Origin of the sequence: Shouchella xiaoxiensis (assembly GCF_016907895.1) — a bacterium.
GTDB classification, from domain to species: Bacteria; Bacillota; Bacilli; order Bacillales; family Bacillaceae_D; genus Shouchella; species Shouchella xiaoxiensis.
This window is the reverse complement of the sequence record NZ_JAFBCV010000004.1, coordinates 213,923-226,599: the sequence shown is the minus strand read 5'-3', so window position 1 is coordinate 226,599 and position 12,677 is coordinate 213,923. Positions and strand designations below refer to the sequence as shown.

14 protein-coding genes are annotated in these 12,677 nt (G+C 39.9%); 2 read left to right on the top strand and 12 right to left on the bottom strand.

The genetic code is table 11. The annotated features are described in order from the left end of the window. Nucleotides 1-2: 2 nt before the first annotated feature. From JOC54_RS08680 to JOC54_RS08670, 3 genes are all read right to left on the bottom strand, one after another. Nucleotides 3-452, bottom strand: coding sequence for a MarR family winged helix-turn-helix transcriptional regulator (locus tag JOC54_RS08680; protein WP_204465864.1), 450 nt, complete (start codon nt 450-452; stop codon nt 3-5). Between the two features lie 163 nt (nt 453-615). Continuing rightward, nucleotides 616-2,337: a phosphoenolpyruvate--protein phosphotransferase gene (ptsP, locus tag JOC54_RS08675; protein ID WP_204465725.1), complete on the bottom strand. Its 1,722-nt coding sequence runs from the start codon at nt 2,335-2,337 to the stop codon at nt 616-618. After that, entirely contained in the window at nt 2,337-2,600 is a 264-nt protein-coding gene (locus tag JOC54_RS08670) for a phosphocarrier protein HPr (protein ID WP_035419762.1), read from the bottom strand. The genes ptsP and JOC54_RS08670 overlap by 1 nt, the downstream gene beginning before the upstream one ends. A 415-nt stretch (nt 2,601-3,015) precedes the next feature. Between JOC54_RS08670 and JOC54_RS08665 the strand changes: the two genes are divergently transcribed. Further along, nucleotides 3,016-3,240: a helix-turn-helix domain-containing protein gene (locus JOC54_RS08665; RefSeq protein WP_035398135.1), complete on the top strand. Its 225-nt coding sequence runs from the start codon at nt 3,016-3,018 to the stop codon at nt 3,238-3,240. A gap of 113 nt (nt 3,241-3,353) precedes the next feature. Here the strand turns inward: JOC54_RS08665 and JOC54_RS08660 are convergent, their stop codons facing one another. From JOC54_RS08660 to JOC54_RS08645, 4 genes are read right to left on the bottom strand one after another with little or no spacing between them, the layout of a single operon-like run. Then, on the bottom strand, nt 3,354-3,803 hold the full coding sequence (locus tag JOC54_RS08660) for an acyl-CoA thioesterase (RefSeq protein ID WP_204465721.1): 450 nt from the start codon (nt 3,801-3,803) through the stop codon (nt 3,354-3,356). A 56-nt stretch (nt 3,804-3,859) separates the two neighbouring features. After that, the gene (gene sdhB / locus JOC54_RS08655; protein WP_035419767.1) at nt 3,860-4,612 is read right to left on the bottom strand and encodes a succinate dehydrogenase iron-sulfur subunit; all 753 of its coding nucleotides are present in this window, start codon (nt 4,610-4,612) and stop codon (nt 3,860-3,862) included. Next, the gene (sdhA, locus tag JOC54_RS08650; RefSeq protein WP_204465719.1) at nt 4,613-6,376 is read right to left on the bottom strand and encodes a succinate dehydrogenase flavoprotein subunit; all 1,764 of its coding nucleotides are present in this window, start codon (nt 6,374-6,376) and stop codon (nt 4,613-4,615) included. A 32-nt stretch (nt 6,377-6,408) separates the two neighbouring features. Then, a complete protein-coding gene (locus JOC54_RS08645; RefSeq protein WP_035419769.1) occupies nt 6,409-7,017 on the bottom strand; it encodes a succinate dehydrogenase cytochrome b558 subunit in 609 nt (202 codons plus the stop codon). A gap of 344 nt (nt 7,018-7,361) precedes the next feature. Here JOC54_RS08645 and JOC54_RS08640 point away from each other — a divergent pair, with 344 nt between their 5' ends. Further along, nucleotides 7,362-7,781, top strand: coding sequence for a YslB family protein (locus tag JOC54_RS08640; protein ID WP_035419770.1), 420 nt, complete (start codon nt 7,362-7,364; stop codon nt 7,779-7,781). 33 nt (nt 7,782-7,814) lie between these two features. On the opposite strand, the gene uvrC is transcribed toward JOC54_RS08640, so the two are convergent. The 5 genes from uvrC to JOC54_RS08615 form a co-directional block, all read right to left on the bottom strand. After that, on the bottom strand, nt 7,815-9,587 hold the full coding sequence (gene uvrC / locus JOC54_RS08635; RefSeq protein WP_204465717.1) for an excinuclease ABC subunit UvrC: 1,773 nt from the start codon (nt 9,585-9,587) through the stop codon (nt 7,815-7,817). 56 nt (nt 9,588-9,643) lie between these two features. Next, complete coding sequence (gene trxA / locus JOC54_RS08630) at nt 9,644-9,958, bottom strand: thioredoxin (protein ID WP_035419772.1); 315 nt, start codon at nt 9,956-9,958, stop codon at nt 9,644-9,646. Between the two features lie 163 nt (nt 9,959-10,121). Beyond that, nucleotides 10,122-11,099: an electron transfer flavoprotein subunit alpha/FixB family protein gene (locus tag JOC54_RS08625; protein WP_204465714.1), complete on the bottom strand. Its 978-nt coding sequence runs from the start codon at nt 11,097-11,099 to the stop codon at nt 10,122-10,124. A 13-nt stretch (nt 11,100-11,112) separates the two neighbouring features. Further along, the gene (locus tag JOC54_RS08620) at nt 11,113-11,883 is read right to left on the bottom strand and encodes an electron transfer flavoprotein subunit beta/FixA family protein (protein ID WP_204465712.1); all 771 of its coding nucleotides are present in this window, start codon (nt 11,881-11,883) and stop codon (nt 11,113-11,115) included. A gap of 19 nt (nt 11,884-11,902) precedes the next feature. Next, nucleotides 11,903-12,673 carry an enoyl-CoA hydratase gene (locus JOC54_RS08615; RefSeq protein WP_204465710.1) on the bottom strand — a complete coding sequence of 257 codons (771 nt, stop codon included), beginning with the start codon at nt 12,671-12,673 and terminating at the stop codon, nt 11,903-11,905. Between the last annotated feature and the right edge of the window lie 4 nt (nt 12,674-12,677).

The window sequence follows — 12,677 nt, the reverse complement described above, 5'->3', positions numbered from 1 at the left end:
ACTTACGAGCGAACGCTTTCTCGCTTTGACTTCATTGTTTTTAGAAGAAGGCTCAAATTCTCTTCAAGCACATCTACTTGTTCGCAAGAGAAGTCTTCAAGCATTTCTGCTAAATAAGTTTGGCGCTTTTTTATTACTTCACGAATAATGGTTTGACCTTTATCTTTCAAATGAATTCGAACAACTCTTCGGTCTTGTTCATCTTTAACTCGATTAACCAACTCATTCTTTTCCATTCGGTCAATTAAATCTGTCGTTGTACTGCAAGCAAGATGCATTCGGTCAGAAAGTTCCCCTATGGTCATATCACCATATTCATTTAACCATTGCAGTGCGACAAATTGAGGGGGCGTAATTGGAAAGTGAGCAAGTATCTCTCTTCCTTTCTGCCTCACCAAATCCGCCACTTTTCGCAATGATTTTTCAATATCTTCGAACTGGCGATGTTCCATGTCATAAGGTTTTTCCAATCTAATGCACCTCCATTTTTTATGCAATTCCCTTTTATTGTACCTAAGAAAGTTACTTGATATCAACCGTCAGTTTTATCAATAAAGCAACAAAAACAGAGAGTGGCTTAAATCGCCACTCTCTGTTCAACATTCATACAAGGATTTAACCTATCGAATAATGCTTAGTCACTAATTGCTCAACTGCTTCTGAAGTATCTTCCATTAATGCTTGTTGAGCAAAATCAGCTAATTCTTCTCTTGAAAGATGAGTAAGCTGACTTCTTGCTGGAAGAATGGAGGTTGCACTCATACTAAATTCGTCTAGACCTAAACCAAGTAAGAGCGGGATCGCAATCTCGTCTCCTGCCATTTCTCCACACATACCCGTCCATTTCCCTTCTGCGTGTGCAGCTTTAATGACCATGTCAATTAAGCGTAAAACAGCAGGGTGATATGGTTGATACAAGTACGAGACACGCTCATTCATGCGGTCAGCAGCCATTGTATATTGAATTAAATCATTTGTTCCAATACTAAAGAAGTCAACTTCTTTTGCAAACTGAGGAGCAGCTACAGCCGTAGAAGGAATCTCGACCATTATACCTACTTCCATTTCTTCAGCAACTTTTACCCCTTCAGCTAGAAGCTTGTCTTTCTCTTCGCTTAACAATTGTTTCGCACTGCGAAGTTCTTCAAGCGTCGCAATCATCGGGAACATAATTTTCAGGTTACCATAAGCACTAGCCCGAAGGAGTGCTCTTAATTGAACACGAAATAAATCTTGTTGCTCAAGGCATAAACGAATAGCCCTGAAGCCTAAGAACGGATTAAGTTCTTCCGGGAGGTCAAGGTATGGTAATTCCTTATCGCCACCGATATCAAGCGTACGAATAACAACAGGTTTGTTTTCCATCCGCTCAACAACTTCTTTATACGCTTCGAATTGCTCTTCTTCACTTGGAAGCTCATTTCGTCCCATATATAAAAACTCAGTCCGATATAGACCAATTCCTTCTGCTCCATTAGCAATCACACCGTCTAGATCTTTTGGTGTACCAATGTTAGCAGCTAATTCTACATGAGCACCATCTTTCGTTAATGTTTTTTCATTAACCAATTTAGCCCACTCTTCTTTTTGTTTTGCATACATGGCTTGTTTTTCTTCGTATGTTTTTAATTCATCGTCTGTTGGATCAACAACAACCTGACCATCAATACCATCAACAATAACGATGACGCCATTCTTGACTTGTTTTGTTGCTTCTTTTGTTCCAACTACAGCTGGAATTTCTAATGAACGCGACATAATCGCAGAATGGGAAGTTCTCCCACCAATGTCTGTCGCAAATCCTTTAATAACCGCTGGATTCAGCTGCGCTGTATCAGAAGGCGTTAGGTCATGGGCAATAATGACGGTCGGTTCAGTAATGGCAGCAAGTGAAACCACTTCTATCCCCATTAAATGACCTAGAACACGTCGAGACACGTCTCTAATATCTGCAGCACGTTCTTTCATGTATTCATTATCCATGTTTTCAAACATACTAATAAACATATTAGCGACTTCATTTAATGCGAACTCAGCAGTAACAGATTCTTCAGCCACTTTTGACTTCACCGCATCAACCAATTCTGGATCACTAAGAACGAGCAAGTGTGCTGAGAAAATCTCTGCTTTGTCTTCACCTAGTTCAGAAAACGCCTTTTCTTTAATAGCGGTTAGCTCATCACGGGAAATAGCCAATGCTTCGTCTAAACGTTTCTTTTCAGCTTCAGCATTGTTTGCTTCTTTTTGTTTAATTGTAAAGTCAGGTTCTTCGTGTACAAAGGCTTTGGCAATTGCTACACCTGACGATGCAGCAATTCCGGTTAACAAATAACTCATTATTCGCCTAAACCTTCTTTAATCACTTCTTCAATCGCAGCCAATGCATCATCAGCATCTGTACCTTCTGCTTTAATTGTTACTTCAGCACCTTGCCCGACACCAAGAGACATAACGCCCATGATTGACTTTAAGTTTACTGACTTCCCTTTGTATTCAAGCGTAATATCAGAAGAGAATTGACCTGCTTTATTTACTAATTGTGTTGCTGGACGAGCGTGAATTCCTGTTTCTGCAGTAATGTTAAACGTTTTTTGAGCCATTCTAATTCCTCTTTTCTATAGTTTAATGAACCGTATGAATGTACGTCTTGTTTGTTATAAGTACTTGTCTTTAATGTACCCAACAATAAGCCAGACCTAACAACTTATTTGTATAACGCTTAAAAAAAGACTGAGTTTGCTAGCTCCGCATTAAAACATCGTCATTATAGCACGCCTTTTTAGGGCTTTCAACAGAAAAGACTATTCAAACACCTCTCAAACGACTTTTTGTGACAATTTTCTTCTCTGTCCCAATAATAGAACGAGACCTATTTCTTGAAGAATGTTTGATTAAAGGGCTTCCATTTTAAAAATGGAGGCTCACACCTTTCGTAAAAAACACATATACTGTTTTGACTAAAGCCTTTCCGGTTTTCACAACCAACTCTTAGCCCGGCATGAAGGAGTGAACATATTGAAAGGAGCAGACTTCGGACCTAAACCCTTGCTTACCAAAAGGGAACGCGAAGTATTCGAACTACTTGTCCAAGACCAGACGACAAAAGAAATAGCAAATCACTTATTTATTAGTGAAAAGACCGTTCGTAATCATATATCGAACACAATGCAAAAGCTGGGAGTAAAGGGGCGCTCTCAAGCCGTTATTGAACTTATTAGACTTGGAGAGATTCAAATTTAACAGCCTGCTTAGTGACTCTTTTTCTATGTTACTTCTAAGGCAAACAATAAGGCATGGCACACACTAGTGAGCCATGCCTTATCTTTTACTGTTACAGATATGCTAATCAATTATTAGTTAGCTGACAATTTTGTTTTTACCGCTTCACTAAATGGTGTCGCTTTTCCAGAAACCGCATCAATTTGAACAATTGTACCTCTACCCGTTAGACAGACCTCTTCTTCTTTTTTTACAATGTAGTGAACATCCATTGAAGAAGTTCCTAAATAGTCTACTTTAACACCAATTTTCAATTGGTCGCCATACTTGATTTGAGCATGATAGTTACATTGTAAATCGGCAGTAACAATTAATCTTTTCTCGTCAGATTTCAGCCATTCTTTCATAATTCCTTTTTGTTCAAGAAAATCAATACGTGCTTGTTCAAAATAGACAAATGCAACTGTGTTATTCACATGACCAAAAGCATCGGTTTCAGAAAAGCGGACCTTAATATCTGTATAATAAGTAAATTCCTTTTCCCATGATTCATAATTCTCTATGTAACTTGGTGGACGCTTCAATACGTTTGCTCCTTTGTTTAAAAAAAGAGATCGTCTCAGTGACGACCTCCATTTTTTTAATAACTTCCAAAAAAGTTTTTAAATGATTGTAATGCTGTTGCTCGGTTCAATGATGCAATAGATGTGGTTAATGGAATTCCTTTCGGGCATGACTGAACGCAGTTTTGTGAATTCCCGCAGTTCAATAAACCTCCATCATCCATCAACGCTTCAAGTCGCTCTTCTTTGTTCATTTCTCCTGTCGGATGAGCATTGAATAAACGTACTTGAGAAAGTGCCGCTGGCCCAATAAACTCAGAATTAGAATTTACATTTGGACAAGATTCTAAGCAAACTCCACAGGTCATACACTTCGACAACTCGTATGCCCATTGGCGACGTTTTTCTGGCATTCTTGGTCCTGGTCCTAAATCGTATGTGCCATCAATCGGAATCCAAGCTTTCACTTTTTTCAATGAATCAAACATTCTGCTTCGGTCAACCATCAGGTCACGAACAACAGGAAATGTCTTCATTGGCTCTAAACGAATTGGTTGAGCTAACTTATCAATTAATGCCGTACAGGATTGTTGCGGTTTCCCATTAATAACCATTGAACAAGCTCCACAAACTTCCTCTAAGCAGTTCATATCCCAAGCAATTGGCGTTGTTTTTTCACCTTTAGAATTAACCGGATTTCTACGTATTTCCATCAAACAAGAGATGACATTTAAATTCTGGCGATAAGGAACTTTAAACTCTTCCTCATACGAACCACCATCTGGACCATCTTGTCTTGTCACGATGATTGTTATCGTTTGTTCGCTCATTTATTTTTCAGCTCCTTGCTTTTTCTGAGAATAGTCACGTTTACGTGGCTTGATCAATGAAGTATCAACTTCCTCATATTCAAAGTCAGGTGCTCCAGTTGTCGGATTGTACCAGGCTTTCGTTGTCTTCAAGAAATCTTCATCATTACGCTCTGGGAAATCAGGCTTGTAATGAGCGCCACGGCTCTCATTTCGATTGTATGCGCCGAGTGTAATGACACGAGCCAGATTTAACATTCCCTCCAGTTGACGAGTGAAGGAAGCACCTTGATTGGACCATCGTGCCGTGTCGTTAATGTTAATGTTCTTGAAGCGTTCCGTTAACTCTTGAATTTTCTCATCAGTCTTTAATAGCTTATCATTGTACCGAACAACCGTTACATTATCTGTCATCCACTCACCTAATTCTTTATGAAGAACATAGGCATTTTCTGTACCATCCATCCGTAAAATTGAATCAAATTTATCCTGTTCTTTCTTCACTTCTGCCTCAAACAATGAGGTTGAAAGATCTTCTGCAGACTTATTTAATCCATTCATATATTCAACTGCTTTAGGTCCCGCAACCATACCGCCATATATGGCAGATAGTAACGAATTGGCTCCCAGTCGATTTGCTCCGTGCTGTGAGTAATCACATTCTCCAGCCGCGAACAGGCCAGGTATATTTGTCATTTGATCATAATCAATCCACATGCCCCCCATTGAATAATGGACTGCAGGGAATATTTTCATTGGTACTTTACGTGGATCGTCGCCCATGAATTTCTCATAGATCTCAATAATTCCACCTAATTTAATATCAAGTTCTTTTGAATCTTTATGAGATAGGTCTAGGTATACCATGTTCTCGCCATTGATTCCAAGGCCTTCATCTACACAAACATGGAAGATTTCACGCGTCGCAATGTCACGCGGAACGAGGTTCCCATATGCAGGATATTTTTCCTCAAGGAAATACCAAGGTTTACCGTCTTTATACGTCCAAACTCGTCCACCTTCACCACGTGCTGATTCACTCATCAATCGAAGTTTATCGTCACCAGGGATCGCAGTTGGATGAATTTGAATAAATTCCCCGTTGGCATACGCTACACCTTGCTCGTAAAGCTTCGCTGCGGCATAACCCGTGTTAATCATTGAATTTGTCGATTTCCCAAAGATAATGCCTGGTCCACCAGTAGCGATAATAACTGCATCAGCAGCGAAACTTCTGATTTCAGCTGAATTAAGTTCTTGAGCCGTCAACCCTCTACAAACACCATCATCAATGATAGCCGACAAGAATTCCCAACCCTCGTACTTCGTAACAAGTCCTTGAACTTCATAACGACGCACTTGCTCATCTAACGCATATAGCAACTGCTGGCCAGTCGTTGCTCCTGCAAAAGCTGTTCGATGATGTTGCGTTCCTCCAAAACGACGGAAGTCAAGCAAACCTTCTGGTGTTCTGTTAAACATAACACCCATTCGATCCATTAAGTGAATGATCGACGGAGCTGCTTCTGTCATTGCTTTTACTGGCGGTTGATTGGCGAGGAAGTCCCCTCCGTATACACTGTCATCAAAATGTTCATAAGGTGAATCTCCTTCACCCTTAGTATTTACAGCTCCGTTAATACCGCCTTGAGCACAAACAGAGTGAGAACGTTTTACCGGAACGATTGAAAACAGATCGACCGGCACACCTTTTTCCGCTGCTTTAATTGTAGCCATTAGGCCAGCTAGACCGCCGCCTACTACGGCAATTCTACCTTTACTCATCAAGTCCACTCCCTACAAGTTCGCAAGTCTTTTTACACAAATGCTAAAGCTGCTACAACCCCTACATATGTAAGAGCAGCAAAAACACCTAATGATACAAATGTCATGATCTTCTGTGAGCGAGGCGTAACTGTGATCCCCCACGAAACAGCGAATGACCAAAGTCCATTAGCAAAATGGAATGTTGCAGACACAATTCCTAAGATATAAAATGCAAACATCCAGTTATTTTGTAGGATATCTGCCATCATTTGATAGTTTACTTCTTGTCCCATCATTGCAGCGATACGTGTATCCCACACGTGCCAAGCAATAAATATGACTAAGAAAACACCGGTAATGCGTTGGAAAAGAAACATCCAGTTTCTAAAGTAACCGTATTTTGCGGTGTTGTTTTTTCCTTTAAAAGCAATAAAAATCCCATATACTGCGTGATACATAATAGGAATAAAGATAATGAAAATTTCCAGTGCATAGCGAAAAGGCAAGCTCTCCATAAAGTGAGCAGCTTGGTTAAACGCCTCAGGTCCTCTTGTTGCAAAATGGTTAATAATAAAATGCTGAATTAAGAAGATACCTATTGGAATGACTCCTAATAATGAATGCAGTCTACGGTTAAAATATTCTAGATTACTAGGCATACACGTTCCCTCCACGATAGTTTGCTATTTAGACCCCTTTTGTGTTTCTCTAACTATATCTCTCTCTTATAGCAGAACCTCCCGGTCATTTATATCCTTTTTCAAAAATCATTTAAACTGTGAAATCTGTTTGACACTTATCATTTTACTCCTAGGCTTTTTTCGAGTCAAGAAAACGGATTCATTCCTTGTTGATTTTAATCAGTTTTGAATCTTCCATCGATTACGTCATCCGGCCCGCTTTTGGGTAATTAGTAGAGATTAAGCAGAAGTTGGCTGACAAACGAGACGAACAACGGTAGTATAGAGACAGGCTATTTCTTTCACATGATGAGGTGTTTTTTATGAATAACGATGATGCACTACAGTTTGGATATGACTTAATTCGTAACGATGTTTTACAAGATGTATTAGGTAGTGAGCATGATCACTTGCTCTATTGGGTCGGTAAAAGCATTGCTAGAAAACAACAAGTACAAAACGAAGAAGAGGTTATTGATTTCTTTTCAAGAGCTAACTGGGGGCAGTTGACGAAAGTAAAAGAAAAACAAAGCGAAAAGCACTTCGAATTAATTGGAGATTGGATGGGCAAAAGGGATAAACGAGTCTATCAGCTCGAAGCGGGATTTTTGGCAGAAACATATGAATTACTTACAAGTGTCTCAACTGCTGTAACCTATCTTCAAAAAAAGAACAGCATTTTGTTTACGATTCATTTTGATCGCAAAGATACCTTGACGATCAATCCAACCGCTATTATTTAAACTTTATATAGGTACATAAAAACTGCAACAGTTTTAATGCTGTTGCAGTTTTTCTAAAATCGATTTGGCGATAGTTGCTGGAACGTGCTTGCTCAATTCCTCGAGAGGCACCTCTTTTAATTTTTTCACTGAACCAAATGCCTTTAATAACGCTCTTTTTCTTTTTTCACCTACACCTGGAATATCATCCAATGCCGATTGAAAAAAGTTTTTTGATCGAGTTTGTCTGTGAAACGTAATGGCAAATCGATGGACTTCATCCTGTATTCGTTGTAGTAAATAAAATTCGTGGCTATCTCTTTTTAGCGGAATGACCGTTGGTGGCGCACCCATCAACAGTTGAGACGTTCGGTGCTTATCGTCTTTTGCAAGCCCACAAACAGGGATCGTTAGTCCCAATTCGTCTTCAATAATTTCTTTAGCTACCGCAATTTGCCCCGCACCTCCATCAATTACAATTAAGTCCGGTAAAGCGGCTTCTTCTTTTAATAAGCGTAAATAGCGCCTTCTTACGACTTCTCGCATTGATCCATAGTCATCGGGTCCTGTGACTGTTTTGATTTTGTACTTGCGATAGTCTTTCCGGAACGGTTTTCCGTCAATAAACACCACCATTGCGGAAACGGGATCTACACCTTGTATATTGGAGTTATCAAACGCTTCAATTCGGTACGGTGTTTGAATGCCCATGGCTTCACCTAGGCGCTCTACCGCTTTAATCGTCCGGTCTTCATCCCGCTCAATTAAAGAGAATTTCTCTTTTAAGGCGATTGCTGCATTCTCTTCCGCTAAATCAAGCAATGATTTCTTTTGCCCACGCTTTGGTTGAAGGACTTTAACTTCTAGTAACTCAGTCAGTATTGATGCATCCACTTGTTCCGAAACAAATATTTCCTTAGGCTTTATATGATTTTTTTCTAAATAAAACTGCGCAATAAATGTAAGAAGTTCTTCTGTGGGCTCTTGATAAATAGGAAAGATTGATACATCTCGTTCAATTAATCGCCCTTGGCGCATAAAAAAGACCTGTACACACATCCAACCTTTGTCATAAGTAAAACCAAATACATCTCGATCTGTTTGATCCGAAAAAGACATCTTTTGCTTTTCCATGACTTGTTCCATTTGAGTTATGGTATCACGCAACTCTTTTGCACGCTCAAAATCCAATTTTTCCGCAGCTTCATGCATCTTTATTTGCAGCTGATCTTTAATGTCACTATGTCCATTTTTTAAGAACCTTGTAATTTCTTGCACCATTTCTTGGTTTTGTTGCTCATTCACGTCATAAACACATGGCGCTAAGCACTGACCTATATGGTAATACAGACAGACCTGCTCAGGCATTTTACGGCATTTTCTTAAGGGATAAAGTCGATCGAGTAGTTTTTTTGTTTCTGAAGCGGCACCTGCATTTGGATAAGGTCCAAAATATTTCCCACCGTCTTTTTTTACCTGCCTAGTAATGACCAGACGTGGATGCTTTTCATTTGTAATCTTAATGTAAGGAAACGATTTATCATCCTTCAGCAGGACATTGTATTTAGGATCATGTTTTTTTATTAACGTTAATTCCAAAATCAGCGCTTCTATGTTGCTTGATGTAACGATATATTCAAAGTCTTGAATTTCAGAGACAAGGCGCTGCGTTTTGCTATCGTGGCTCCCAGTAAAATACGAGCGCACACGGTTCTTTAGCACCTTCGCTTTGCCAACATATATAATTATGCCCTGCTTGTCTTTCATCAAGTAACAGCCAGGCTTATCGGGAAGAAGCGCTAGTTTATTTTGAATAGCCAAAATCATACTCATTCTCCTTGCTTTAAAAAATCCGCCTTTCAAGTGAAAGACGGATTTTTGTATTACATTTGTTTATTTAACAATTCTGCTAATGCTTCTTTAGGTTGGAAACCAACTGCTTTATCAACCACTTCTCCATCTTTTAACACAAGAAGAGTTGGAATGCTCATTACGCCAAACTTACCAGCTGTTTCTTGATTTTCATCAACATCAACCTTCACAATTTTAGCTGAGTCTCCAAGGTCACCGTCTAATTCTTCAAGTACGGGAGCGATCATTTTACAAGGTCCACACCAAGGTGCCCAAAAGTCGACGAGAACGACACCTTCTTTAGTTTCTTCTGTAAAGTTTTGATCAGTAGCGTTAATTATCGCCATGCGTTAAAACCCCTTTCTCTTACTATATTCTCTATAGTATACCACTTCATTTATAAGCAGGAAACTAAATTGCCTATCATCGTTTAGCGTTCCCACTGTTGGTTCATCATAAACGAAAACCGGGCAAATAGAAAGCCACTTGCTCACACAAGTGGCTTTCTTCTTAGTTGGTTACAAGTACGTTCCTTAACTCTTCAGTCAATAATGGAACTACTTCAAATAAATCCCCTACAATCCCATAATCAGCAACTTCAAAAATTGGTGCTTCAGGATCTTTATTAATTGCCACAATCACCTTGGAGTTAGACATTCCTGCCAAGTGTTGAATTGCACCGGAGAGACCAATTGCAAAATAAAGATCTGGTGTAACCACTTTTCCTGTTTGACCAATCTGTAAAGAATAGTCACAGTATTCTGCGTCACACGCTCCACGTGACGCACCAACAGCGCCACCTAATAAATCGGCCAACTCTTGTAAAGGTTTAAAGCCATCTTCACTTTTGACACCACGTCCACCAGCAACAATGACATTCGCTTCAGATAAATCAACACCGCCAGTTGCTTTCTTTACTACATCTCTAACAATTGTTCTTAAATCCTTCACGTCCACAGAAAGAGACTCAGCTTCTCCAGAAGCACTTTCATCTTTTTCTTGAGCAACAATGTTATTAGGACGAATGGTTACAATAATAGGGCCATCTGAGGCTGCTGAACGTTTCTCAAATGCTTTACCAGAATAAATAGGTCTAGTAAACGTTAACTCGTCTTCTGACTCAATTGCCACAACGTCAGAGAAGAGTGCAGCATCAAGTTTAACAGCTAATCTCGGGGCAATATCTTTTCCAATTGATGTATGTCCTAATACGACAGCTTCAGGACTTTCTTTGTCAAACACCTGCAGAAAAGCCTGTTTATAACCATCAGTTGTGTAATGCTTTAACGATTCATTTTCAACAGCAATGACTCTGTCTGCCCCATATGCGTAAAGCTGACTAGCCATGTCAGAGACGACATCTCCTGCAAGAACAGCAACAACTTCACCACCAGATGCGATTTCTTTAGCTGCGGCAATTGCTTCAAAAGAAACATTTCGTAACTCACCATTCCGTGCTTCTGCCAATACGATCGTTTTTTTGCTCATCTATTCGTCCTCCTTAAATCACTTTCGCTTCAGATTTCAACAACGATACAAGCTCTTTTACTTGTTCATTCGCTTCGCCTTCAAGCTTTTTCCCTGCTTGCTTTTCAGGTGGCAAATAGACTTCGACAACCGTTGTTTTTGACTCTACATCCTCTTCATCCACATCAAGATCATCTAAATCTAATACCTCTAGTGGTTTCTTTTTCGCTTTCATAATTCCAGGTAGTGATGGGTATCGAGGATCGTTAAGACCTTGTTGTGCCGTTACTAACAGTGGCAGCGTAGCTTCAACTGTTTCTTCGTCACCTTCAACATCTCTTACAATTGTTGCTTTCCCATCTGCTACCGTGATGTTTGTAATCGTTGTGACTTGGGTTATATCAAGAAGCTCTGCTAACCTCGGTCCTACTTGACCAGAGCCTCCATCAACAGCAACGTTTCCCGCCAAGATAATATCAGCCTCTTTGTCTTTTAAATAAGCATGTAACAAAGATGCTGTAGTGTATGGATCGCTTTCTTCCACATCTTCTTTGTCGATTAAGACAGCCTTATCGGCTCCCATTGCAAGAGCTGTCCGGAGTTGTTTTTCCGCTTCTTCTTCCCCAACTGTAACGACAGTCACTTCTCCTCCATGCTCATCTCGCAATACAAGTGCTTCCTCAACAGCGTATTCATCATAAGGGTTAATGATAAATTCTGCTCCTTCTTCCTGAACTTTTCCATTGGAAATGGTGATCTTTTCTTCCGTATCAAACGTTCTTTTTAAAATGACATAGATATTCACTATAAAAGCCTCCTCGAATTTACTTACCTGTGAAGACAGGTTTTCTTTTGTCTATAAAAGCTTGAACACCTTCTTTTCGGTCTTCACGCTTAAACACTTCTCCAAAAAACTCTAATTCTTTTTGAAAACCCTCATCTGTCTCAAGATCACTTAAGGCAACGAGTTCAAGTGCTCGTTGAACAGTAAGCGGGCTTTTTAAAGCGATTACATTTGCAAGTTTCGTAGCTTCCTGTAACAAGAGTTCTTCTGTTGTTACATGATTTACTAGGCCAAGTGATTGCGCTTCTTCTGCCGACAACGGCTTGCTCGTTAAGATTAATTCAAGCGCTTTAGCCTTGCCAACCAACCTCGGTAAGCGCTGCGTCCCTCCAAACCCAGGAATTAAACCTAAGTTTAATTCTGGTAAACCAAGTTTTGACCCTTCAGCAGCGATTCGGATATGACATGCAAGCGCTAGCTCAAGCCCTCCCCCTAAAGCAGCTCCATGTATAGCTGCAATGACGGGCTTAGGTGAATTCTCGATCTTAGCAAATGTATCTTGTCCTTTCTTACCAAGCTTCGCAAATTCCGCATCATCTTTAACATCTGTAAATTCTTTTATATCTGCTCCCGCAGCAAAGAACCTCCCCTCCCCGTGCAGAACAACAGCACGAATCGATTCGTCTTTGTATACGGTTTCAAAATGTTGATCAAGCTGATCCATGACGGATCGAGCAAGTGCATTTGCAGGCGGTCTAGTAAGGGTAACAAATGCTACGCCACTTTCGACCTTAAATTGAACTTCTGCCATTTTG